Genomic DNA, 24,944 nt, shown 5'->3' on the forward strand with positions numbered 1-24,944 from the left:
CTGGCTTTTTTATGTTTCAATAAGTAACCTATTTAATCTACTCTGGTGATCTTAGCACCAATCGCACGAAGTCTTTCATCTATATTTTCGTAACCTCTGTCTATCTGTTCAATATTATGAATAGTAGATGTGCCGTTTGCAGACATTGCAGCGATCAATAAAGATACACCAGCTCTAATATCTGGAGAAGTCATCGTAGTAGCTCTTAAACTAGATTTAAAATCGTGTCCTATTACAACAGCTCTATGAGGATCACAAAGGATAATCTTTGCTCCCATATCTATTAGTTTATCTACAAAGAACAATCTGCTTTCAAACATCTTTTGATGAATAAGAATACTTCCCCTGGCTTGTGTTGCTACTACCAAGAGAATACTTAAAAGATCTGGGGTAAATCCAGGCCAAGGCGCATCACTAATATTCATAATAGAACCATCTATAAAATTTTGAACTTCATAGCCGTCCTTATGTGCAGGAACGAAAATATCATCCCCTCTTTTTTCAATAGTAATTCCCAGTTTTTCAAATGTAGTAGGTATTAATCCTAGGTTTTCCCAACTAACATTTTTAATAGTGATCTCACTTTTAGTCATTGCTGCTAGGCCAATCCATGACCCAATCTCAATCATATCTGGTAAAATAGTATGCTCACATCCAGTAAAGCTCTCTACCCCTTCAATAGTTAAAAGATTAGAGCCTACTCCTTCAATTTTAGCTCCCATAGAATTCAGCATTTTACATAATTGCTGAAGGTATGGTTCGCATGCCGCATTATAAATAGTGGTTTTTCCCTTAGCCCAAACTGCAGCCATAAGAATATTTGCAGTCCCTGTTACAGAAGCTTCCTCCAATAACATATAATTCCCAGTAAGACCATTTGGAGCTTCCACTCCATAAAAACGCTCTTCCTTATTATATCTAAACTTAGCTCCTAGTTTCACGAAACCGTCAAAATGAGTATCTAATCTTCTTCTTCCTATTTTATCACCACCTGGTCTAGGAATATATCCTTTTCCAAATCTCCCTAATAAGGGTCCAACGATCATTATGGAACCACGAAGACCACTTCCCTCATTCTTAAAAGCATCACTCTCTAGATATTCCAGATCTATAGCATCACTTTGAAAACTGTATTTACCTTTTCCAAGTTTTTCAATTTTAACTCCTAAATTCCCTAGAAGCTTAATTAGCTTATTAACATCTATTATATCTGGAATGTTGTTTATTATAACTTTTTCCGGAGTTAATAGAACTGCACAAAGAATTTGAAGCGCCTCATTTTTGGCGCCTTGAGGTTGTATGTTTCCACTTAAGGAATGACCACCCTCAATTTGAAAAGTACCCATAAAATTATGATTTTTTAGTAGCGTTTACGTCCGCGTGGATTTCTGTTACTAACAGGTTTCTTAGGCGTATTGCTGTATTTTTTATTTCCTCTAAGCAAGCTTGCAGCTTCACTAAGGTCTTCTTCACTATTCTTTAAATTAATCTTTCCATCACTTAATTCCTTTAAGTGATTAAAGATCACATCGTCGTCTACCGTCTCTCTATTCCAATTTAAATATGATTTTTTCATATGATTGGCAATAGCATATTCTAAAGCATCGCGTAATTCGCCACTTTCCCACTTTACAGCCTCATCTATCATTCTTTTAATATTGTTTCCGTAAAAACGATATTTTGGAAAATTTTGAGGATAAGGCATTGGTTCTGGATGCTCTTCTAAAACTTCTCTGGAAGGCTTTGGAAATGGAGAATCTACATCTAATTTAAAATCACTTATTATAAATAATTGATCCCATAATTTATGCTGAAAATCTGGAACATCCCTTAAGTGAGGGTTCATATTTCCCATTACGGCAATAATAGATTTTGCTACTTTATTGCGCTCCTCTTCATCTTCAATGGCAACTGCATGTTCAACCATTTTTTGTAAATGCCGACCATATTCTGGAATGATCAACTTGCTCCTTTCAGAGTTATATTCTAATTCGTACGTCAAAATTGAAATTTATTGGTGATAACTAATTTGGTAGAAAATTATACCGATTGCAAAATACTAAATATTATTCAACCTCCCTATGCTGGAAAACAATTAAATAGCACAATTTAGGATGATTTAAGGATTATAGGGAAATTACTCCATCTACTTCCTTACCTACTCGCTTGTATTTTGCTATAACTGCGTTAGGATCTGCCATTTTCACATTTACAGAAACGCTGGTATACTTGCCATTTTTAGACTCTTTAGTATTAATTACTGCTCCCATATTGTCAAAAATCGCATGAATCTGAATGATCTTGGATTTATTTGTAAGCACAATGAATTTATACAAATACACTGATGGCCAAGCACTTGTATCTTCTAATTGGATTCTTAATTTATCGTAAAATTCTTCTGAGTTTTTATCTGACTCCATAATTTATTTTCATTCCTACTCTGCAAATATACGAGTAATGATTCATTTTTTTTATCGATTACAAATCCCGAAATTTGTATCGTGCAAAATAAAAAAATAGTTATTACCGGCGGTCCCGGTACAGGAAAATCTTCTATTATAAATTACTTGGAATCTCAAGGGCATTATTGTCTACATGAAGTATCCAGACAAATAACAATAGAAGCTCAGAAACAAGGAATTGAGCAGCTCTTTTTAGAGCAGCCTCTTTTGTTCAGTGAGAAATTGCTAGAAGCTAGAATAAATCAGCATCATGAAGCGGTCCAACTTTCTAAAGAACGCATCTTTTTAGATCGTGGAATTCCAGATGTAGTAGCATATATGGACTATTTTGGAACCAATTATCCAGATGAGTTTACATTAGCTTGTAATTATCATAAATACGATAAAATATTCTTGTTACCACCTTGGAAAGAAATTTACACTAGTGATAATGAACGCTATGAATCTTTCGATCAAGCTTTGGAAATTCATGAACATTTAAAAAAATCTTACCTTACTTATGGCTATGAACCTATAGAAGTGCCCACTGGTAGTATTTCTAGTAGAAGTAGCTTTATAATGAATTCCTTAGATGGATAATTTTGCAGCAAGCCAAAGACATATTAGCTAAGTACTGGGGATATTCTTCTTTTAAATCCTTACAAGAAGATGTTATTATTGCTGCGGAAAAAAATCAAGATATCATTGCGCTTCTTCCTACTGGTGGTGGGAAATCATTATGTTATCAGATCCCAGCACTTCAAAAAGAAGGGATTTGCATTATTATATCTCCTTTGGTTGCATTAATTGAGGATCAGGTAATGGCTTTGCAAGAGAAAGGTATTAAAGCAATGGCTATAACTGGAGGGATCTCTTATAATGAGTTAGATACTCTTTTAGATAATTGCATCTATGGAAATTATAAGTTCTTATATCTTTCTCCAGAGCGCTTACAGCAAGATCTTGTACGAGAACGTATAAAATTAATGCCCGTTAATTTAATTGCAATAGATGAAGCTCATTGTATTTCCCAATGGGGTCATGATTTTAGACCAGCATATTTAAATGTTTCTATTCTAAGGGAATTGCATCCCGAAACCCCCATTATGGCGGTAACCGCCACAGCTACCAATAAAGTGGTGGAGGATATCGCCGAACAATTACACTTGAAGGATCCTGCTATATTTAAGAACTCCTTAGAGCGAAAAAATATACGCTTCAATGTTATAACAACAGAAGATAAAGAATATAGAATGCATCAATTACTGCAGGATCGTAATGAAAGTGCCATTGTATATGTAAGAAGCAGAAATGCTACCTTAGAAATAAGCAGATCTTTAATAAAAAATGGATACTCAGCTGCAGCATTTCATGGCGGACTATCTTCAAAAGAGAAAACCAAACAATTAAATTCCTGGCTAAAAGAAAAAACTAAGATCATGGTGGCCACTAACGCTTTTGGAATGGGCATAGACAAACCAAATGTTAGACATGTTATCCATTTAAATTTACCAGAAAGCATAGAAAGTTATTTCCAGGAAGCTGGGAGAGCAGGTAGGGATGGGAATCCTTCTGTTGCTACAATCATTACAAATAAAAGCGACATCCCTGTTCTAAAAAGTCAATTTGTAAATTCACTTCCAGACTTAAATTTCGCTATTTTAATTTATAAAAAACTCACCTCCTATTTTCAAGTGGCATATGGAGAAGGATTAAATACTGTTCATGATTTTAATTTCGCAGATTTCTGCCATCAATATCAGTTAAATAGTATAAAAACCTATAATACACTTCAATTACTGGATAGAATAAGTGTATTAAAATTATCTCAACAATTCCAAAAAGCTACCAGCCTTCAGTTTATTATTTCGAATAAGCAGTTGCTCTATTATTTAGAAGAGAATCCGAAATTTGATCCTGTAGTAAAATCCATTTTAAGAACTTATGGTGGTCTTTTTGATAATAAAGTTCAAATTAATATAGTTTCTATTTGTAAAAAAGCCGGAACTTCAGAGAAGGAAACTTTATCCATACTAAATATTTTAAATAAAGATAAAATAATTGAATTTGAGCATCAACAGAATGATGCATCTATAATATTTTTAGTTCCTAGAGAGGATGAAAATAGTATTTATCCATTTTCAGATTATATTAAAAATCAATCTATAAGTAAGCTTAAAAAAATTGATGCTTTATTAATGTATGTTGAAAATGATAAAAAATGTAGAAGTCAGCAACTACTAAACTATTTCGGAGATAAGAATGCTGTAAAATGTGGAATTTGTTCGGTATGTATGCCGAAAGATAAATATCTTAAAAAGGAGTTGATTAGAAGCATATATAAAGATGTGATCGCTTTATTAAAGATAAATGATGAAAATTCAAGAACAATAATAAACACACTTCCTTATCAAGAAAAGGCCATTTTAAAAGTGATAGATTTAATGTTGGATAAAGAATTAATTTCTATAACTCCAACCAATACATATAAATTAAAAAATTAATGAGAGATCTAAGAATAGTATTTATGGGAACTCCAGAATTTGCCGTAACTACTTTAAAATATATAATAGAAGCCGATTTTAATGTTGTAGGCGTTATTACAGCACCAGATAGACCAGCTGGTAGAGGGAGAAAATTACAACAAAGTGCTGTAAAAGAGTTTGCTATTGCTAACAACTTACCTGTATTACAACCAACCAATTTAAAATCTCCAGAATTTTTAGAAGAGTTAAAAAATCTGCAAGCTAACTTACAAGTAGTTGTGGCTTTTAGAATGCTCCCAACAGTTGTTTGGAAGTTACCAGAATTTGGAACCTTTAATTTGCACGCTTCTTTATTACCACAATATAGAGGTGCAGCTCCTATTAACTGGGCTTTAATAAACGGAGAAACCACCACAGGAGCTTCTACTTTCTTTATCGATGAAAAAATAGACACAGGAGCCATGATCCTGCAAAAGGAAACAGCAATTGATCAAAAAGATAATGTTGGGAGCCTTCATGATAGATTAATGACCTTGGGAGCAGAACTGGTAGTAGAAACTTTAGATCTTATAAAACAAGATAAGGTTAAAACTATTTCCCAAAAAGAAAGTGAAGACCTAAAAGATGCTCCTAAATTAACTAAGGAAAACACTCGGATCAACTGGTCTTTAAGCGCTTCTAAAATCTATGATTTTATAAGAGGTCTAAACCCATATCCTGCGGCCTGGACTGTAATTAAAAATGGAGAAGCAGAATTAAATGCTAAGCTTTTTGATATTGAAGTCTTACAAGAATCTCATAAAATAGATCTAGGGAAAATCATTCAAGAGGATAATAAGATAAAAGTTGCGGTAAAAGATGGATATATAATAATAAACGAAATTCAGTTACCAGGGAAACGAAAAATGAAAGCAAAAGAACTTTTAAATGGGTATCAATTTGAAACTGATGCTAAAGTTCTGTGAAGCCTTATCCACACTGAAATGACCGATTATTAAAAATAATTAGTATATTTATTAACAATAAACCCAAGTTATTAACAAAATCTCGCATTTCCCTTGATATTACTTGCGTGGCTGAGAAATCCACATAAATTTGTAGAGCAAATTAACACAAACGTTTAACCAACAATTAATTTAAAATTGAAATTATGAACAAAACAGATTTAATCGATTCAATGGCTGAACATGCTGGTATTTCTAAAGCAGCAGCTAAAAAAGCATTAGAGTCATTCTTAGGAAATGTTGAAGGTTCTCTTAAAAAAGGAGATCGTGTTTCTTTAGTAGGATTCGGTTCTTGGTCAGTTTCTAAAAGAGCTGCTCGTGAAGGTAGAAACCCACAAACTGGTAACACTATAAAGATTGCTGCTAAAAATGTAGTAAAATTTAAAGCGGGTGCAGATTTACAAAAAGCTGTTAACTAGTTATAGTTTTCTATAAAAAGATAAAACTCTCCTTCGGGAGAGTTTTTTTTTGAATTTATATAACAAAATATTTGAAATTGTTAAATTAATCTTTAGCTTTAATCAAAAGTATAGAATTATGATTGCTTTAAAACCAGAAAAAGGTCTCTTATTGGTTGCCGAGCCTACTATTATTGGAGACACCTCATTTAATCGATCGGTGGTTCTTTTAGCAGAACACTCTGAATCTGGTTCTATTGGATTTATTTTAAATAAGATCTTAGACTTTACCCTAAAAGATCTAATTCCAGATCTTAAAAAGAGTTTTAAAATTTACAATGGAGGGCCGGTAGAACAGGACAATCTCTATTTCATTCATAAGATCCCAGATCTTATCCCTGAAAGTATAGAAATTGCCAATGGTATTTATTGGGGCGGGAATTTCGAGGCAGTAAAACAGCTTATCCTTAGTGATCGGATCACAGATAAAGAAATTCGTTTTTTTCTTGGCTATTCTGGCTGGGATGCAGAACAACTTACAGAGGAACTAAATTCCAATTCTTGGATAATTACAGAGCACCAGGATTCTAAAGACATTATAGAAAGGTCGTATAGATCCTTCTGGAAGGACAAAATGATGGAACTTGGTGGAGATTACGTTTTATGGTCCAATTCTCCTGAAAACCCAAGCTATAATTAACCTAACCTAGCTTTTACATTTAATTTTGTAAGTACTTCCTTGGCAACAGAATTATCAAACTCCTTTTTGCGATATTTTGAAATTGGTTGAATCCCCACAATTACATTAGAAATAAATAATTCGTCTGCTTTTTGAAGCTCGAATGGCGAGATACTAGACTCTTCAATCTCTAGATCCATCATTTTCTTTACAACAGAAAGAATTTGTTTTCTAGAAATCCCGTTAAGAGCTCCATCTTTTAATGGAGGAGTTTTAATTTTATTGCCATTCACCAGAAAGATATTTCCATTTAATGCTTCTACAACTTGCTTATTCTCATTGATCAATAAACAGTTCTCGTAATCATTCTCTTTCGCGAAAATACTCCCAAGAACATTTATCGCCCTATTATTAGATTTAATAGTTGAAAGAAGTCCGCTGGTTACATAATGATCTTTGAATAATTCTACTTCGTAAGGGTCGGTATTTAGCAGATAAAACGGATCTTCAAGTTTTTCTGAAGTGACTATATATTCAATATCTAAAGTATTTGGTCTGTAAAATCCACCAGCTGTTCTAAAAACTGTAAAACGGATCCTCGCTGGGGAGCTTAGGAGTTCGTTCGTTTTAAGCAGCAATAGGATCTCTTCCTCTAAAAATTCAGGTGAAAAATTAGCAGGTATTTCCATGCGCATAATTCGCATAGAAGACATTAGTCTAAAATAATGATCTTCCCAAAAGATGATCTTACCATTAATAACTCTCAAAGTTTCAAATACAGAATCCCCATAAGACAGCCCTCTATTGAACACTGAAATAGTTGCATCTTTATCTTCTACTAAATTTCCATTGATATTTATCATAAAAAAACCCCGTAATATTTATAAAACGGGGCAAAGGTACTATTTAAAATATAGAAATTAGGATGAACCTAAGATCTGTTTTAAGTCTGATATCATGTTCTCCCAAAGCATCTTCCCTTCTTCCACCTCATCATCTTCGGCAAAATCTGTGATCATAATAGAAACATCTTTCGTGATCTCATCTACTTGGATTCTTATTTCGAAAAAATATGGAGTTTCTTCATCCTCCAACCATCTAAATTTAATGCGTTCTCCGTTTTTCTTACTTAAAAGTTTTGCTTTTTCTTCAGATTCATTCCATATGAAAGTAAAAAATTCACCGCGAGAATTCACATTGTCCGCATACCACTCGCTAAGACCAGAAGGTGTTGAAATATATTGATATAATAACGAAGGGGAAGCTTGTATTGGAAATTCCATTTCGTACTTAACTTTATCTTCCATGCTTTTTTAATTAGATTTTGGGCAATATAAATATTAATTGCTAACCTTGAAAGAAAACAAATTAAAAGTTTAATAAAATAAAACTTGTGCTAAAACAAATAGTTTTTATATTTGCAGCCGCAAACTTTAAGGTTGTAACGCCCATTATTATTAGTGGTTCTTCTAATCCATTTGTTTGCAATTGAATACATAATTTGGCGAGGTAGCTCAGTTGGTTAGAGCGTTGGATTCATAACCCAGAGGTCACGAGTTCAAATCTCGTTCTCGCTACTTAAACCGATCAGAATTTAAATTCTGATCGGTTTTTTTTATGTCCATAATTTTCTTTCCTGTTTTTAAGTTATATCTTAATACCTAATTATCTGATAATTTAGCTTTTAATCTCTTTAGCAATGCAGCATATCGTAGTTCTAACCGGCGCAGGAATAAGCGCAGAAAGCGGACTTAAAACCTTTCGTGACTCCGATGGGCTTTGGGAAGGACATGATATTATGGAAGTAGCCTCTCCAATTGGTTGGGAAAGAAATAGAGAAAAAGTATTAGATTTTTACAACCAGCGTAGAAGACAGTTATTACAAGTAGCTCCAAATAAGGCTCACGCAGCCTTAGTTAAACTCGAGACCAAATATAAAGTTAGTATAGTCACTCAAAATATAGACGACTTACACGAGCGCGCAGGGAGCTCCAAAGTTGTTCATCTTCATGGCGAATTATTAAAAGTGCGAAGTACTTTTGACCCAGATCTAATTATGGATTGGAAAAATGATTTAAAGCTTGGAGATTTTTGCGAACATCACCATCAACTAAGACCACATGTAGTTTGGTTTGGTGAAGCTGTGCCCATGTTTGCAAAAGCGGTAGAGATTGTTGAGGATGCAGATATATTAATTATTGTTGGCAGCTCTATGCAAGTATACCCGGCTGCTGCACTTTTAAATTATCTGAAAAAAGAAATTCCAGTTTATTTTATAGATCCAATACCCAATATTTCTTCTGCTGAAAATCTTACTATCATTACTGAAAAGGCTACGAAAGGACTGGTAGAACTAGTTAATTCACTTATTTCTCTATAATCTAGATCAATAAAAAATGAATTTACTCCAGGAACTTGATTCCCTCGATTTTAGTATAAAAAGTAGAGAGCACTTCGCTATAGAATTATTAAAAGACCCCAATAAGATTCAAGAAGCTATTCGATTTTTGAACAGTTCAGAATTTAAATATTCAGAAAAACTATTAGCAGCACTGGAATTTACTTCTAGGAAAAACTTAAGCATATTATTTCCTTTTTTAGATGTATTGATAGATATAGCTAAAGATTATTCTGGGCAAGCAGGAAGAAGAGCTTTATCTAAAATTATATCAATCTTCATTAAAGACACAGATCTACAATTAAATTTTCAGCAAAAAGAAAAGATCATTCCCATCTGTTTTGATTGGTTATTATCTCAAGAAAAGGTAGCTGTAAAAGTATTTAGCATGGAGGCTTTGTACCTGCTTTCCTCAGAATATCACTGGGTAAAAGATGATCTAAAAGCAATTTTAATAAAAGATTACAACTCTCATTCGGCAGGATATAAAGCCCGTGCTAGAAAAATATTAAAGAAATTAGAATAGCAGTTCTATAGAAGATTTTGAAGCCTTACCTTTGAGGCTTAATTTTTAAAAGCTGTTTAAAATGACACCCCTTAGTGCAATTTCTCCAATTGATGGAAGATATCATCAAAAAACAAAAAAATTATCTGCCTATTTTAGTGAGGAAGCTCTAATAAAATATAGGGTTCGAGTTGAAATTGAATATTTTATCTCCTTGTGCGAAATTCCGCTTCCACAGTTAAAAGATGTAGATTCTTCAATTTTTCCGAAGTTGCGCGATATCTATAACAATTTCACATCTCTAGATGCATCGGCCATCAAAGAAATTGAAAAGACCACTAATCATGATGTAAAAGCAGTAGAATATTTTATAAAAGATAAATTCGAAGATCTTTCGTTAAGTCCTTTTAAAGAATTTATCCATTTTGGACTTACCTCTCAAGACATAAATAACACTGCAGTTCCTTTAAGTTTAAAGGAAGCAATTTCTAATGAGTATATTCCAGCACTTACAGAAATAATTGAAAAATTAGAAAGCTTAAGTGCAGATTGGGCAAATATTCCTTTACTAGCAAGAACTCATGGGCAACCCGCTTCCCCTACCCGCTTAGGGAAGGAAATGGAAGTCTTTACAACCAGATTAAATGAACAACTAGCAGCTTTAAAAAATATTCCAAATGCAGCCAAATTTGGTGGTGCTACAGGAAATTACAATGCTCACAAGGTTGCTTATGGAACAATAGATTGGAAAAAATTTGGCTCTAACTTTGTTGAAAACACCTTAGGATTACATCATTCTTTTCCAACAACTCAAATAGAGCATTACGACCATATGGCAGCATTATTTGATGCCTTAAAACGTATTAATACAATACTTATAGATCTAGATCGAGATTTTTGGACCTATGTGTCTATGGATTATTTTAAGCAAAGTATTAAAAAAGGAGAAGTAGGTTCTTCTGCTATGCCGCATAAAGTAAATCCTATAGATTTTGAAAATAGCGAAGGAAACCTTGGAATAGCAAATGCTATTTTTGAACATTTATCTTCTAAATTACCAGTAAGTAGATTGCAACGTGACCTTACAGATAGTACAGTTCTTAGAAATATTGGAGTTCCAATAGGGCACACACTTATTGCATTTCAATCTACATTAAAAGGTTTAAATAAACTTCTTTTAAATGAAGACAAAATTAAGTTAGATCTTGAAAATAACTGGGCTGTTGTTGCGGAGGCTATACAGACAATTCTAAGAAGGGAAGGTTATCCAAATCCATATGAAGCTCTTAAAGGTTTAACCAGAACCAACACCGCTATAACCAAACAAAGTATGGGAGATTTTATAGAAACCCTGGAGGTTTCTCAAGAGATCAAAAATGAATTAAAAGTTATTACTCCTCAAAATTACACAGGTATTTAAACCTATTTTTGAATAAAAAAAAAGCCCTTGAAATTTATTTTCAAGGGCTTTTTTAATTCTGATATAATCAGTTTACAACTTATCACTTGCAAACATCTTAGAAATACCTTCTAGGCCATCCATATCTATATCTCCTTTTTGAAGAGATCTTACCAATTGTAAAATATCTGATGGATTCATGTTATCTCCTAATACTCTCGCGATTCCCATCCCCTTCTTCTCGTCCTCGCCATAAACTATAATTTCATCTACAGCTTCATCAGTTCCTGTAAAATAAACTGCCATTTTAGATTTTCCTCCTCCATACTTCATTAGAAGTTGATATTTCTCATCTTTTAGGATATTGGTTATCTTCGTTTTTTCAGCATCTATTTTAGTTTGATTTTCTTCTTTTTTAGGTATTGCTAAAATATTGATCTTCTTAACTGTTTCTAAGGTCTTCTTTTGATTTGCAGATAAGGTTTCTGTGTTAGCAAAAAGACTTGTTGGAACATCTACAGCTACAAACTCTTTATCGCCTTGATTATCTACATAATATTCTTGTAAACTTTGATTATTATCACAAGAAACTATAAGAATGACAGCGCAAAAAAGGGCTATACGTTTAAATATTTTCATAATTTAAATTTTAGATTTTTTATTTACTTTCTTTAATTCTTGAGCTCCAGGAACTTTTAGATCTGTAGCCAATTTAGAAAGTTGGGTAAGGTCTATATCTCCAGTGATACTAAGGATCATTGAAATTGGTTTTCCATCTTTTTCTCCATCCATGAACATAAATAGTTCACTTACAAAATTGTCATTTCTTCCTGCTTTAGAATAAAACTTAATATTTTTACCATCTTCATTCACTCTCATTAATTGTTCTAAAGAACCTTTACTTAAATAAGAAGTAACATCCGATTGCATTTGAGATCTCACTCCTGGTGCAGAGCTCGTGAACATTCTTATTTCCTTTAAGTTCTCAATAAGATTAATATATTGTTGTGCCTCTGGATCTGTAGAACTTAAATCTACTTTAGCCAATAGCTTGAACATTTTACTGGTCATGATCATGGCATCTACTTCTTTCATGTTTTCATATTTCTCAAAACTCTGAGAATATCCTATTAATGAAACTAAACTTAAGGCAATAACTAAAATTGATTTTTTCATGGGTATTGGTTTTTATTGTTCTTTAATAAATTTGTTTTTGGTTTTATTGAATTCATTTAAATATTCCAGATCTTCTCTTCCCTCACTAAAAACATCTGCAACCATCTTTAAAGTTTCTTTTGTTTTTAAATAAGCTTGTTCTGGATCTTCGATAGTTCCTAAATTTTGATCTTCTATTTTTTTATTCGCTAGATCGTTAAAAAATAGAAAACTCATAACTATTAGAATACTGGCAGCTATTCCTGCATAAGCCCATTTTCTTTTCGGGCTAGATTTTAGCTGAATTTTATTGGAATAGGCTATTTTTTTAGATTCAATATTAAAGTTGAAAATATGTTTGTAAGCCATAAATTCTGAAGGAATTTCATTTGAACTGAAATATTTCTTCAAATCAAGTTCTTCCTGAAGAGATGTATTTCCCTCTTCATATTTTTGCAATAAAATTCGCAAATCATTTAATTCCATATCGATGCGTTTTTAGTAACTCTTCTTTTATTTTTTTCCTTGCCCTAGACAATGTAACCCGTATTGCTGGCTCCCTCATCTTAGTGATTTCAGCAATTTCACTATAATCATATTCTTCAATATCCCGTAACTGAAAGATCACTTTTTGCTGCTCTGGCAACATCTCTACAATCCTTTCTATTTGATCGAGCTCATCACTTAACTCTGCCTTAGAATGTACCGATAATTCATTACTATCATAATTAGTATGGATTATTCTTAAATTATTGTTAGACCTCGCTTTTAATTGATCCAAACAATAGTTTTTTGTAACCGATATCATAAAAGCTTCAATATTGGCATAGTCCTTGACCTTATCCTTTCGATTCCAAAGCTTTAAGATCACTTCCTGGGTTGCATCTTCTGCCGCTTCTTTTGAAACAAGCAAACGCAATGCCAAACGAAACATTTTATCTTTAACGGGATCTATTAACCTTAAAAAGGATTGATGATTCATTAAGTTGGTTGGTTGGTTTATACCCCTCTTATACTTAAGACGATTTATATCAAACTTTGTAACAACAATTTTGTATTTAATGCAAATTTGTCTCTATTTTTAGAATCTTAATTAAAAACGATTAAAACTACTATGAAAATTTTTAAAACCGTACTACTTACCCTTCTATTTGGCTCATTTATCACTTCATGTTCTAGTGATCAAGACGACGAAAAGCCACCAGTAGTGGAACCTACAGCGAAAGATTTAACCGTTGAAAACTTTGTGTATCGTGGAATGAACGAAATCTATTTATATAAAGCAGATGTTCCTGTTTTGGCTAATAACTACTTTGCTTCTCAAGAGGCTAAAGATGACTTCCTAGATAATTATTCTACTCCTGAAGATTTATTTTATGATGGACTGGTTGCTCCTCAAGACAGATTTAGCTTTATAGTGGATGATTATATAGAACTAGAGAATCTTTTTAGTGGAGTTAGTAAAACTTCTGGTTTATCTTATGGTTTGGTGCGTTACTGCGCCTCATGTAATGAGGTTTTCGCTTATGTGAGATATGTATTACCAAATACTCCAGCTGCAGATTCTGGATTAAAAAGAGGAGATATTATTAATAGAGTAAATGGAGAGCAAATAACTATAGATAATTATACTCAAGTTTTCGCTCCAGATGCTTTTACTGTTGGTTTAGCTACTTTAGATGATAGCACTATTACTCCTTTAGATGTAACATACGACCTAACTAAAATTACCGATTATAATACAAATCCAGTATTTATCGCGAAAACTCTAGATGTAGAGGGGCAAAAAGTAGGATATCTAATGTACAATAGTTTTACTGCAGATTATGACCCACAATTGAATGCTGCATTTGGACAATTTAAAGCAGATGGAGTTACAGATCTTATTTTAGATTTACGTTATAATGGTGGAGGTTCTGTAAGAACTGCAACAGATCTTGCTTCTATGATCACAGGTCAATTTCCGGGACAATTATTTATGAAAGAATTTTGGAATGCAGAGTATCAGGCTTATTATGAAAGTCAAGCTCCAGAAAGATTGTTAAACAATTTTAATACTTCTATTAAATCTGGAGAAGCTATTAATAGCTTAAACTTAAGTCGTGTTTATGTAATAACTACAGAGCGTTCTGCATCTGCAAGTGAACTAGTGATAAATGGACTTATTCCTTATATAGATGTTGTTCAAGTTGGGGAAACTACTACTGGGAAATTCCAAGCTTCTGTAACCTTATATGATTCTTCCAACTTTGGAAGACAAAATGCTAACTCAAAACATACTTATGCTATTCAGCCTTTAGTATTAAAATCTGTGAATTCTGCTGGAGTATCAGATTATATTAATGGTTTAGTTCCAGATATTGAAGTAATAGAGAATATTAGAACTCTAGGAGTTCTTGGAGATGTAAATGAGCCTATGCTTAAGGTAGCAGTAAATGCTGTTATTGGAAATAGAATAAGTATTGATAATGATTTTAAGAAATACAAATTCGTAGGAGAAAGCACTATGAAAGATCTTAATTATCAAAGAATGTATATTGATAAATTGCCTGCTTTAATTGAAAAATAAGCTTTAAATTATAATATTAAAAAAGGGTTTCGATGCTATCGAAACCCTTTTTAATTTAATTTCAGATTAGTGCGTTAAAAACTTAATGCCAATCCAACTCTAGCATTTCTTCCACGGGTATTAAATCTATAAATCTCTTGATACTTTTCGTTGGTTAAATTACTTATTCCCCCAAAGATCTTTATATATTCATTCACTCTGTGACTTACATATAAATCTAGAAGATTGTAACTTTTTAGCGTCACTTCTTTACTCTCAAAGGTTTCATTATCAAAATAAGAATCTGTTCTATCATCATTAAATTGGTAAGTAAGAGAAACTAGAGAGTTGTTAGAAATAGTATAATTAAGAGATGCATTCGCCTTATGCTTAGGAATTCTTAAAGCAAATCGTTCTTCAGCTTCAGTAAAAGTATAATTGGTTTTAATATTTAATTTATCTGAAAAGCTATAATCTAGCTCCAACTCCACTCCACTTGCATTAAATTTTTCATCTATATTTCTATATTCAGAAATAAAATTAACAGGATCTACAGTTACAAAATCTATATAATTGGTAGTTTCCCTGTTAAAATAAACGGCACTAATCCTTAGCAAAGATGAGCTGAATTCTAAACCTGCTTCTATCGTGCTGCTTTCTTCAGGATCTAATTCTAGATTTCCATAAGTGCTGTCATATAGCTGATATAATGAAGGTGTAATATATGCGGTGCTGTAGGATCCCAAGGCCTTTAAATTGTTATCCTTCAATTTAAAATTATAAGAAGGATTAATATTATATACCCAATTGGTACCATATTCACTATGAATATTTAATCTGGCACCTGTATTAAGGTTGAAGCCATTTCCAGAAACATAAACCATATTAACATAAGGATCTATAATATCAAATTCTGCAACATCTTCACTTACCGTTTGCGCAAATTCAGTTGCCCCAAAAGGAATGCTATAACTATTAAAACTGCTGAAAACTCCATTTAAGCCAACAATGGTGTGGAATTTATTATTGAAGATGTATTTGTTATGAGCATCAAAGGCGTATACTTTACTATCGTACTTACTTGGATAATCAGAAATGATCTCACGGTTTAGTTCCGTATAACTATCGCTAAATATGAAGCTTCCGTTTTTATACGTAGCTACCCAATGACTTCCAGTTCTAAATTGCTGACTTTCCAGTATATTATCTGCATCTGCATACATGAAGGCATCATCATAGGAAGATTCAAAATCGTCGTAATTCCCGTAGAAGTAGAATTTTAATTTTTCGCTTATCTTATATCCTACACGTGCATACACATTGTATTTAGAAAAAGGATTATCATCAAACTTTTCATCTTCATTCCCAGAAGCAACGGACGACATATTTTCTGAATACCGATTACTAAAATTCACCTGATAATCAAATCTTGAAAGTTTACCGCTTACGCCAATAGAATTATCGAATTGAGCGATGTTATTATTTGCATTATTTTGAGTTTGATTGGTTCCCAGAACCGTTTGCAACTGCATTCCTATCTGTTTGTTCTCCGGTGTTTTAGTTGTGATATTAATAACCGCTGTTGCTGCGCCAGATCCATAAAGAGTGCTCGATGCTCCTTTAATAATCTCTATAGAAGCAATTTGATCTAAAGGTAAAAGCCGTAGATCAAAATCGTTAGAAATAGCAGAAGGATCGCTTAGTTGCACCCCATCTACCAGTATTACAACTTGTCGATTTCTCCCTCCACGTACATAGTAGCCTAAATTTTGACCATCATTGCTTCTGGTTCCATTAATCTCGATTCCACTTACCCTATTAATTACTTCAGGTAAACTTTGTCCGCTACTTCTTTCCAATTCTTTAGCGGTAATTTTCGTAATAACCTTCCCGCTGTTCTCGCGTTTCAATTTAAATTTTGAGTCGATCAAGACAACTTCTTCTAAAGTGTCTACTGCTGTTTCATTTTGTTGCCCATAGAACAATCCGGTGCACAACAAGGCACCACAAATCCATAATTTTTTTAGCATAATTAAATTTTTGCCAGGAAAAAAGATGTAGAATAACCTACACCAAACTTTTATCCCGAAAGTTTGACATTAGCGAATCTTGGCAGGTCTCCTGGCTTGTGTCCTATTGTTTACCTTCCCATGCAAGTTGCACAGTGGTTTTAAGAAGTAGTAACAATAGGCATCCTTATTATCCCGATAGCTATCGAGATAGGACTAAACTTACAGTTGCGGGAACAGCTTTGGATTTTTTATTTTCAGAAACACTTCTGAAAATAAATCACCAAATTCCCTTTTAATTGATGCAGTATCTCTTTATTAAAAGAAGGCATCAAACCAAAAATTCTGTGCGAAATTAAACATTTATCCATCTTAGGCTTGAAAAATTTTAAATAATATTACTTTTGAAGCTCAAACAGCTTAGCCTTGTATAAACTATATATGCTTTTGTGTCTTGTCCTTATCTCTTCTTGTAAAAATGAAGAGTCTAAGACAGTTTATTCAAATTCAAATGGAGAAGTAGTTCCAGTAGAATATGCAAAGGGTTTTGAAATAAAACAATTTGAAGGTTATAAATTACTAGTAGTAAATGATCCATGGCCGAAAGCAGATAAAAGTTTTACCTATTTGTTAGTAGAAAAAGGTGCAAATATTCCTACTGAAGTTCAATATGATCAAAAAGTAGATATACCTGTACAAAAGATCGTAGTTACCTCTACCACTCACATTCCATCCATAGAAATTTTGAACGAAGAGCAAAGTCTGGTTGGTTTTCCTGGCTTAGATTATATTTCTTCTAATAAAGTTAGAACTCGTATTTCGAAAGGTCTTGTCACCGAATTAGGCCAAAATGAGTCTATAAATACAGAAATACTTATTTCTTTAGATCCAGACCTAGTAATTGGTTTTGCTATAGATGGAAACAATAAAACTTTTAATACCATTCAAAAAAGCGGAATTCCAGTAATTTACAATGGAGATTGGACTGAAGAATCTCCTTTAGGCAAAGCAGAATGGATTAAATTCTTTGGAGCCTTTTACGATAAGGATGAACTGGCTTCCTTGAAATTTAATGAAATTAGAGATTCCTACTTGGAATCAATAGAATTAGCAAAGGATGCAAATATAAGTCCTACAGTATTAAGCGGTTCTATGTACAAAGATCAATGGTATGTACCTTATGGGAACTCGTGGCAGGCACAATTTATTCAAGATGCAAATGCTAATTATATCTACAAGGACACAAAAGGTTCTGGTAGCATTGCATTATCTTTTGAAAGTGTTTTAGATAAAAGTAAAGATGCAGCATATTGGGTAGCTCCAGGGCAATTTCAATCTTTTCAGCAATTATTAGAAACATCGTCTCATTATAAACAATTTAAAGCTGTACACGATAAAAAAGTGTTCACCTATAGTAATTCTTTAGGAACATCTGGCGGCGTACTTTATTACGAACTTGCTCCCACAAGACCGGATTTAGTTTTGAAGGATCTAATTTCAATTTTTCATCCAGAATTATTGCCAGACTATCAGCCAACTTTTTTTAAAGTCTTGCAATAAATGCCATATACAGCAAGATATAAAGGACTTTTGTTATTGCTTTTTATCTTAGTGATATTAATGGCACTCGTAAATGTTAGCCTAGGATCTGTAGAAATCCCGTTAAAAGATATTTTTAGCATCTTATTCACAAAGGGAACAAATCAAGAAAGTTGGCAATATATTATTCTAGAATATAGGCTTCCCAAAGTATTTACAGCAATATTCACAGGATCTGGACTGGCCGTGAGCGGTTTATTAATGCAAACTCTTTTTAGAAACCCACTAGCAGGTCCATATGTTTTGGGACTAAGTAGTGGTGCTAGTTTAGGCGTAGCGATTGTAATTATGGGAGCATCTGTATTTGGTGCAGGAGCCGCCGCCTTTTTACTTTCTAAATGGAGTTTAGTGATTGCATCCAGTTTAGGAAGTCTATTAGTTCTTTTAGCGGTTTTAATGGCTTCAGCAAAGCTTAGAGACACCATGGCAATTCTTATTATAGGTTTAATGTTTGCAAGTCTTACTGCTGCAGTAGTAAGTGTTTTGGCATATTTTAGCCCTGCAGAGCAATTACAGCAATATATCTTTTGGTCTTTTGGAAGCCTTGGGAATTTATCTTGGCAAGAAGTTTCAATATTAGCTATCTTCTGGTTTTTAGGAATTGTATTAGCTGTATTCTGTATCAAGAATTTAAACACCCTTCTCTTAGGAGAAAATTATGCAAGAAGTTTAGGGGTTAAAATAAGTACTAATCGGTTTATAATTATAATTGCTACCAGTTTATTAGCAGGAAGCATTACCGCCTTTGCAGGACCAATAGCCTTTGTAGGTCTTGCTGTCCCACATTTAATTAGACAAGTAATACCAACAAACGATCATAAAATCTTATTACCAGCGGTTATTTTTGGAGGTGCAATACTTATGTTAGTTTGCGATATTGCCGCACAATTACCCGGAACTGAATATACTTTACCAATAAATGCAATTACATCGCTCGTTGGAGCACCTGTTGTAATTTGGCTATTGATTAGAAAACGAAAATTTATATTTTAAGATTAAAACAACTACCTCAAATAAAGTGATTAGCGCCAGTGATCTAAGCATTGGATACCTAAATAAATCGGGTGATACCTGCATTGCGGCCGCTATAAATATTGAAATAGAAGAAGGAGAATTAGTTGGACTTATTGGAGTAAATGGGGTTGGGAAATCTACTTTATTAAGAAGTTTAAGCGGAGTGCAAGCTTATTTAAAAGGCGAAGTTTCTATTTTAAATAAAAATCTGCGTAAACTTTCTTCTGAAGAATTAGCGAAAACTATTAGTGTTGTCCTTACAGAACAACCTATCTCTAAAAATTTAAGTGTTTCTGAATTGATCGCTTTAGGAAGACAACCTTATACTAATTGGATCGGGTCTCTTTCCAAAGAAGATAGAAATAAAATTCAGACTGCTGTAGAATTAGTGAATATTGAAGCTCTTAAAGATAAAAGATGTTTCGAGCTTAGTGATGGACAACTTCAAAAAGTGCTAATAGCAAGAGCTTTAGCGCAGGACACTCCTTTTATCATACTAGATGAACCTACTACGCATTTAGATATGTATCATCAAGCCTATGTTCTTAAACTCTTAAAGAAACTAACCCAGGAGACTAACAAGAGCATCCTATTTGCAACTCATGAAATTAATTTAGCGCTACAACTTTGTGATAAAATAATAATCATGGAAAAAGATAAGGTAACTGCTGGCTCCCCAAAGGAGCTTATTGAGAAAAATGCATTTTCCAATATCTTTCCAAGCGATCTTATTTACTTCGACAAGGAATCTATTTCCTTTAAAATTAGAACTTAGAGAATAGCTCTAGAATTCAATATTATTCTCTGCAAAAGAAATTCAATTAAGTATATTTGAGCAAAGCTAAGCTCTCTATGTCCCAATCGATTCTAATACCCCTCATTTTTAGTATAGCACTGGTTATAGGTATTGTGGTTGGTTACTTTCTATCCAAGCTTAAATTGAAGGCTTCTGTTGAAATAATTAAAGCTGAAAACCTTCAATTAAAAAATCATTTAGAGGATATTAAAAATCAGCATTCCAACACTTTAGATAACCTAAACAAAACAAATTCAGAAGGAAAAATCCTTTTAGAAAAACACTTATCTAAAATAGAAACCGAACGTGATTCTATTAGAAAAGAAAAGGATTTCTTGAGTACAGAATTAGCCACGAGAAACTCTGAATTTGAAAACTTAGCACAAAAAAATTCTGAACAAAAACAAGAAGTAGAGAAATTACAAGAGAGATTCAGCAAAGAATTCGAAAATCTCGCCAATAAGATCTTCGATCAAAAATCTGAGAAATTCACTTTAATGAACAAAGAGAATATTCAGAATATATTGAATCCTTTAGGAGAAAAAATTAAAAGTTTCGAGCAAAAAGTAGATAAAAATAATACCGATTTTATCCAAAGGCATGCTCAACTGGGAGAGCAACTTTTACATTTAAATAAGCAAAACCTTAAAATAAGTGAAGAAGCAATCAATCTTACCAAAGCATTAAAAGGTGATAACAAAATGCAGGGGAATTGGGGAGAGATGGTTCTGGAACGGGTTTTAGAACGAAGCGGACTTCAAAAAGACAGTGAATATTTTGTTCAGCAGAACTTTCATAATGAAAATGGCAAAAGAGTGATGCCAGATGTGGTGATCCATTTACCAGGTGATAAAAAAATGATCATAGATTCTAAAGTCTCATTGAATGCTTACGAGCGCTATATGAATGACGAGGATGATTTTCAAAAGGGCACTCATTTAAAGAACCATGTAATATCTGTAAAAAAGAGAGTGGAAGAATTAGGTGCAAAGAATTACCATTCGCTTTATCAAATGGAAAGTCCAGATTTTGTTTTACTTTTTATCCCAATAGAAGCAGCCTTTGCTGTTGCTTCAAATAACTATCCTCATTTATATAATGATGCCTTCGATAAGAATATAATAATAGTAACCCCTACTACTCTATTGGCCGTGCTAAAAACTATAGATAGTATGTGGCAAAATGAGAAGCAAAAACAAAATGCTATAGATATTGCCACCCAAGCCGGAGCTTTATATGATTCTTTTACTAATTTAACCGAAGACCTTTTAAAGGTTGGCAAACAAATAGGAACAGTGCAAAACACCTACGACACTGCCATGAAGAAACTTACTGGGAAGGGAAATTTAATTAGGAAAGTAGAGCGATTAAAAAAGTTAGGGGCCAAAGCCAGTAAACAATTAGATACTAAATTGTTATCTCAATCTCAGGAGGATTTAGACGAAAATATGGAAACAAAAGACAGTACTTTAAACTCTAAATAATATGAAACTATTTCTAAGTTTGTTTTTTATCTCCTTCCTTTTTACTAGCTCCATATACTCACAATCCACTTATTTCCCAACTAAAAGTACTTGGGAAGTGAAGGAACCTAAAGATTTTAAGATAGATGCAATTAAGCTCAATGAAGCAGTAAAATTTGCTGCCGAAAATGAATATTCTGGCTCTAAGGATCTAAGAATCGCAATTTTAGAAGGATTTAAAAAAGAACCTTTTCATGAGATCACAGGACCAACTAAGAAGCGTGGAGGCCCAGCAGGTGTCATTTTAAAAGACGGATATATTATTGCTCAATGGGGAGAGACTGATCGTGTTGATATGACCTTTAGTGTAACTAAAAGTTTTCTATCTACAACAGCTATACTCGCTTTAGAAAAAGGATTGATCGATAACTTTGATGATCCAGTAAAAAACTATGTTTGGGATGGAACTTTTGAAGGAGAGCACAATGCTGAAATTACTTGGAAACATTTATTACAACAAAATTCTGATTGGAGTGGAGAATTATGGGGTGGCTTAGATTGGGCTGATAGACCTCCATCTATTGGAGATCTAGACGATTGGAAAAATAGAAAATTTAATACCCCTGGAACTGTCTTTGAATATAATGATGTGCGGGTTAATTTGTTAGCTTATTCCCTGTTGCAAGTTTGGCGCAAACCACTTCCTCAGGTATTAAAGGAAAAGATCATGGATCCTATTGGTGCTTCCTCCACCTGGCGTTGGTTTGGATCTGATAATGCTTGGGTAGATCTAGACGGATTAAAAATGCAATCTGTTACCGGAGGTGGACATTCTGGAGGTGGAATGTTCATTAATACCTTAGATATGGCTAAATTTGGATTGCTTTTCGAGAATAACGGAATGTGGAATGGAACTCAATTATTTGCTGCTGAGGCAATAATGGAAGCTATTCAGCCCTCCATCCCTAACTCTAACTATGGATATATGTGGTGGTTAAATAAACCAGGAGATAGAAATTGGAAAGGTCTATCTGAAAATATTTTCTATGCAGCTGGATTTGGTGGAAACTTTATAGTAATAGATCAAGCCCAGAATTTAGTGGTGGTTACAAGATGGTTGGAACCCTCAAAAATAGAAACATTTATGAACAAAGTATATAACGCATTATAATATGAAGAAATTTTTATTTTATTTCCTTGGAGCTCTTGTAGTAGTTTACATTCTCTATTTCGCATTTGTAAGCTTAGTACCCTACAGTGAAGGAACCAGAAGTGGGGAACTTATAAAATTCAGTAATAAAGGAGTGGTTGTAAAGACTTGGGAAGGTGAAATTAGTCAAGGAATTAGTGGTGCCCAGATCTTTCAATTTTCGGTGTTAGCTAAAAATGACGAGGTAATTAAAAAACTTCAGGAGAATGAAGGTAATTATGTAAAACTAACTTATATAGAACGTTATACCACCTTCTTCTTTTGGGGAGATAGCAAATATTTTATTACCGAAGTTGAAGAATCACAATCCCCACATTTTAGAGATCGATAATGGAAAAGACATATAAAAAAATAGCTGAATCTCAAGTAGTGATTTCTGAATTGATGCTTCCCTCCCATTCCAATTTTAATGGAAAGATCCATGGAGGATATTTATTGTCACTCTTAGACCAAATAGCCTTTGCTTGTGCTTCAAAACATTCCAGAGCCTATTGCGTTACTGCAAGCGTAGACACAGTAGATTTCCTTAAACCAATAGAGATTGGAGAATTAGTAACTTTAAAAGCCTCTGTAAATTACGTTGGAAACAGTTCTATGGTCATTGGAATACGCGTAGAAGCAGAAAATATATTAACAGGAGAAGTAAAACATTGTAATTCGTCTTATTTTACAATGGTTGCAAAAGATAAGGATGGAAAATCGCTACCTGTTCCTGGTCTAATTCTGGAAGGAGATCATGATATAAGAAGGTTTGTAAAAAGTATTAAGCGAAATAAAATGAAGGCAAAGCGTAAAACCGAATTTCATGAAACGGACTTTTCTTCCAATGAATATATTCACATACTTGAGGACTATAACGTTAAAATTGAACTGTAATTGAAATTAAACGGGTTTATAATTAGTTTGGTTGTTGCCATAATATTGGCCTACTTCTTTCCAACCGCTTTACAAGAATTTCCAGTAAAAATAATTACAGATATTGGAATCGGGCTAATTTTTTTATTCTACGGACTCAAATTGGCTCCAGAAGAATTAAAATTAGGATTTCTAAATTATAGATCTCATCTAGTAATTCAATTATCTACCTTCTTACTTTTTCCATTATTAACCTTTTTATTTATCCCTCTTTTTGAAGGCGGAATTCACTCTGAATTATGGCTTTCTGTATTTTTCCTAGGAGTATTACCCTCCACAGTTTCTTCTTCTGTGGTTATGGTAGCAATTGCAAGGGGTAATTTACCCACAGCCATTTTCAATGCGAGTATATCAGGATTAATTGGAATTTTAATCACTCCATTATGGATGAGTTTCTTTATGGCAAAATCTGGAGATTTTGATTTCCTGAGCATTCTCTATAAACTCTTTTTACAAATTGTGTTACCCCTGTTTTTAGGACTGATACTTCAGCCCTATTTTGGTAAATTAGCAAGAAAGTATAGCAAAGAATTAAGCTATTTTGATAAGGCCATAATCTTCTTGATCGTATACACTAGTTTCAGTCATTCCTTTAGTTCTGGCTTATTTGAAATGATTAAAATTATTGATCTAATTAAGATCGCTGGAATTGTTCTCCTCTTATTCTTCGGAATGTATTATTTTTTAGGAATAGTCTGCAAATACTTAGGATTCAATTTAAAAGATACCATCACAGCAAAATTCTGCGGAACAAAAAAATCCCTAGTTCACGGATCGGTCATGGTAAAGATCATATTTGGCGCCAGTGCAAGTGTTGGTATATTTTTACTTCCAATAATGCTGTACCATATTTTGCAACTCTTTGTAGTAACTATATTTGCTGAAAACCTTAGCAAAAGAGAAGATGATATTGCCGAATAGGACC

General features: G+C 33.3%; 27 protein-coding genes, 1 tRNA gene and 1 riboswitch. Of the genes, 18 read left to right on the forward strand and 10 right to left on the reverse strand.

Features of this window, described 5'->3' with window-relative positions:
* Positions 1-32: 32 nt before the first annotated feature.
* The 3 genes from murA to BC962_RS07505 form a co-directional block, all read right to left on the reverse strand.
* Positions 33-1,346: a UDP-N-acetylglucosamine 1-carboxyvinyltransferase gene (gene murA, locus BC962_RS07495; RefSeq protein ID WP_121345381.1), complete on the reverse strand. Its 1,314-nt coding sequence runs from the start codon at positions 1,344-1,346 to the stop codon at positions 33-35.
* A 14-nt stretch (positions 1,347-1,360) separates the two neighbouring features.
* Positions 1,361-2,002 (reverse strand): DUF4290 domain-containing protein, encoded by a 642-nt coding sequence (locus tag BC962_RS07500; RefSeq protein ID WP_034922113.1) that lies wholly within the window; start codon positions 2,000-2,002, stop codon positions 1,361-1,363.
* 124 nt (positions 2,003-2,126) lie between these two features.
* Positions 2,127-2,420 carry a DUF493 family protein gene (locus BC962_RS07505; RefSeq protein WP_121345382.1) on the reverse strand — a complete coding sequence of 98 codons (294 nt, stop codon included), beginning with the start codon at positions 2,418-2,420 and terminating at the stop codon, positions 2,127-2,129.
* 81 nt (positions 2,421-2,501) lie between these two features.
* On the opposite strand from BC962_RS07505, the gene BC962_RS07510 reads away from it, so the two are divergent.
* The 5 genes from BC962_RS07510 (at position 2,502) to BC962_RS07530 (ending at position 7,029) form a co-directional block, all read left to right on the forward strand.
* Entirely contained in the window at positions 2,502-3,041 is a 540-nt protein-coding gene (locus tag BC962_RS07510; protein WP_121345383.1) for an AAA family ATPase, read from the forward strand.
* Positions 3,042-3,043: 2 nt separating this feature from the next.
* Complete coding sequence (locus tag BC962_RS07515; protein WP_121345384.1) at positions 3,044-4,945, forward strand: RecQ family ATP-dependent DNA helicase; 1,902 nt, start codon at positions 3,044-3,046, stop codon at positions 4,943-4,945.
* Positions 4,945-5,892 (forward strand): methionyl-tRNA formyltransferase, encoded by a 948-nt coding sequence (gene fmt, locus BC962_RS07520; RefSeq protein ID WP_121345385.1) that lies wholly within the window; start codon positions 4,945-4,947, stop codon positions 5,890-5,892. Before BC962_RS07515 ends, fmt begins: the two co-directional genes overlap by 1 nt.
* Positions 5,893-6,077: 185 nt before the next feature.
* Positions 6,078-6,350: an HU family DNA-binding protein gene (locus tag BC962_RS07525; RefSeq protein ID WP_026838369.1), complete on the forward strand. Its 273-nt coding sequence runs from the start codon at positions 6,078-6,080 to the stop codon at positions 6,348-6,350.
* A gap of 118 nt (positions 6,351-6,468) precedes the next feature.
* Positions 6,469-7,029, forward strand: coding sequence for a YqgE/AlgH family protein (locus BC962_RS07530; protein WP_121345386.1), 561 nt, complete (start codon positions 6,469-6,471; stop codon positions 7,027-7,029).
* On the opposite strand, the gene BC962_RS07535 is transcribed toward BC962_RS07530, so the two are convergent.
* Positions 7,026-7,871: an aminotransferase class IV gene (locus tag BC962_RS07535; protein WP_121345387.1), complete on the reverse strand. Its 846-nt coding sequence runs from the start codon at positions 7,869-7,871 to the stop codon at positions 7,026-7,028. The two genes, BC962_RS07530 and BC962_RS07535, sit on opposite strands and share 4 nt — an antisense overlap.
* A 57-nt stretch (positions 7,872-7,928) precedes the next feature.
* A complete protein-coding gene (locus BC962_RS07540; protein WP_121345388.1) occupies positions 7,929-8,315 on the reverse strand; it encodes an START-like domain-containing protein in 387 nt (128 codons plus the stop codon).
* 196 nt (positions 8,316-8,511) lie between these two features.
* On the opposite strand from BC962_RS07540, the gene BC962_RS07545 reads away from it, so the two are divergent.
* The 4 genes from BC962_RS07545 (at position 8,512) to purB (ending at position 11,331) form a co-directional block, all read left to right on the forward strand.
* A tRNA-Met gene (locus tag BC962_RS07545) sits at positions 8,512-8,585 on the forward strand.
* Positions 8,586-8,707: 122 nt separating this feature from the next.
* Positions 8,708-9,388, forward strand: coding sequence for an SIR2 family NAD-dependent protein deacylase (locus tag BC962_RS07550; protein ID WP_121345389.1), 681 nt, complete (start codon positions 8,708-8,710; stop codon positions 9,386-9,388).
* A 16-nt stretch (positions 9,389-9,404) separates the two neighbouring features.
* Positions 9,405-9,932, forward strand: coding sequence for a hypothetical protein (locus BC962_RS07555; protein WP_121345390.1), 528 nt, complete (start codon positions 9,405-9,407; stop codon positions 9,930-9,932).
* Between the two features lie 61 nt (positions 9,933-9,993).
* Positions 9,994-11,331 carry an adenylosuccinate lyase gene (gene purB / locus BC962_RS07560; protein WP_183075465.1) on the forward strand — a complete coding sequence of 446 codons (1,338 nt, stop codon included), beginning with the start codon at positions 9,994-9,996 and terminating at the stop codon, positions 11,329-11,331.
* Between the two features lie 72 nt (positions 11,332-11,403).
* Here purB and BC962_RS07565 read toward each other — a convergent pair whose 3' ends face one another.
* From BC962_RS07565 to BC962_RS07580, 4 genes are read right to left on the reverse strand one after another with little or no spacing between them, the layout of a single operon-like run.
* On the reverse strand, positions 11,404-11,949 hold the full coding sequence (locus BC962_RS07565; RefSeq protein WP_121345392.1) for a DUF4252 domain-containing protein: 546 nt from the start codon (positions 11,947-11,949) through the stop codon (positions 11,404-11,406).
* Between the two features lie 3 nt (positions 11,950-11,952).
* Positions 11,953-12,486 carry a DUF4252 domain-containing protein gene (locus BC962_RS07570; RefSeq protein ID WP_121345393.1) on the reverse strand — a complete coding sequence of 178 codons (534 nt, stop codon included), beginning with the start codon at positions 12,484-12,486 and terminating at the stop codon, positions 11,953-11,955.
* Between the two features lie 12 nt (positions 12,487-12,498).
* Entirely contained in the window at positions 12,499-12,951 is a 453-nt protein-coding gene (locus BC962_RS07575; RefSeq protein ID WP_121345394.1) for a hypothetical protein, read from the reverse strand.
* On the reverse strand, positions 12,938-13,447 hold the full coding sequence (locus tag BC962_RS07580; RefSeq protein WP_121345395.1) for an RNA polymerase sigma factor: 510 nt from the start codon (positions 13,445-13,447) through the stop codon (positions 12,938-12,940). The genes BC962_RS07575 and BC962_RS07580 overlap by 14 nt, the downstream gene beginning before the upstream one ends.
* 132 nt (positions 13,448-13,579) lie before the next feature.
* On the opposite strand from BC962_RS07580, the gene BC962_RS07585 reads away from it, so the two are divergent.
* A complete protein-coding gene (locus tag BC962_RS07585; RefSeq protein ID WP_121345396.1) occupies positions 13,580-15,034 on the forward strand; it encodes a S41 family peptidase in 1,455 nt (484 codons plus the stop codon).
* A 74-nt stretch (positions 15,035-15,108) separates the two neighbouring features.
* Here the strand turns inward: BC962_RS07585 and BC962_RS07590 are convergent, their stop codons facing one another.
* Positions 15,109-17,043: a TonB-dependent receptor plug domain-containing protein gene (locus BC962_RS07590; protein ID WP_121345397.1), complete on the reverse strand. Its 1,935-nt coding sequence runs from the start codon at positions 17,041-17,043 to the stop codon at positions 15,109-15,111.
* A 64-nt stretch (positions 17,044-17,107) separates the two neighbouring features.
* Positions 17,108-17,379: riboswitch (cobalamin riboswitch) on the reverse strand.
* Between the two features lie 69 nt (positions 17,380-17,448).
* Here BC962_RS07590 and BC962_RS07595 point away from each other — a divergent pair.
* The 8 genes from BC962_RS07595 (at position 17,449) to BC962_RS07630 (ending at position 24,940) form a co-directional block, all read left to right on the forward strand.
* A complete protein-coding gene (locus tag BC962_RS07595; protein ID WP_245984113.1) occupies positions 17,449-18,582 on the forward strand; it encodes an ABC transporter substrate-binding protein in 1,134 nt (377 codons plus the stop codon).
* Complete coding sequence (locus tag BC962_RS07600) at positions 18,583-19,614, forward strand: iron ABC transporter permease (RefSeq protein WP_121345399.1); 1,032 nt, start codon at positions 18,583-18,585, stop codon at positions 19,612-19,614.
* A 25-nt stretch (positions 19,615-19,639) separates the two neighbouring features.
* Positions 19,640-20,410: an ABC transporter ATP-binding protein gene (locus BC962_RS07605; protein WP_121345400.1), complete on the forward strand. Its 771-nt coding sequence runs from the start codon at positions 19,640-19,642 to the stop codon at positions 20,408-20,410.
* 77 nt (positions 20,411-20,487) lie between these two features.
* Positions 20,488-21,915 carry a DNA recombination protein RmuC gene (gene rmuC, locus BC962_RS07610; protein ID WP_183075466.1) on the forward strand — a complete coding sequence of 476 codons (1,428 nt, stop codon included), beginning with the start codon at positions 20,488-20,490 and terminating at the stop codon, positions 21,913-21,915.
* A gap of 1 nt (position 21,916) precedes the next feature.
* Positions 21,917-23,065 carry a serine hydrolase domain-containing protein gene (locus BC962_RS07615; protein ID WP_121345401.1) on the forward strand — a complete coding sequence of 383 codons (1,149 nt, stop codon included), beginning with the start codon at positions 21,917-21,919 and terminating at the stop codon, positions 23,063-23,065.
* Between the two features lies 1 nt (position 23,066).
* Positions 23,067-23,435: a 6-phosphogluconate dehydrogenase gene (locus BC962_RS07620; protein WP_121345402.1), complete on the forward strand. Its 369-nt coding sequence runs from the start codon at positions 23,067-23,069 to the stop codon at positions 23,433-23,435.
* On the forward strand, positions 23,435-23,980 hold the full coding sequence (locus tag BC962_RS07625; RefSeq protein WP_121345403.1) for an acyl-CoA thioesterase: 546 nt from the start codon (positions 23,435-23,437) through the stop codon (positions 23,978-23,980). Before BC962_RS07620 ends, BC962_RS07625 begins: the two co-directional genes overlap by 1 nt.
* A complete protein-coding gene (locus BC962_RS07630) occupies positions 23,981-24,940 on the forward strand; it encodes a bile acid:sodium symporter family protein (protein ID WP_121345404.1) in 960 nt (319 codons plus the stop codon).
* The last annotated feature ends 4 nt before the right edge of the window (positions 24,941-24,944 follow it).

Origin of the sequence: Gillisia mitskevichiae (assembly GCF_003634585.1) — a bacterium.
GTDB lineage: Bacteria > Bacteroidota > Bacteroidia > Flavobacteriales > Flavobacteriaceae > Gillisia > Gillisia mitskevichiae.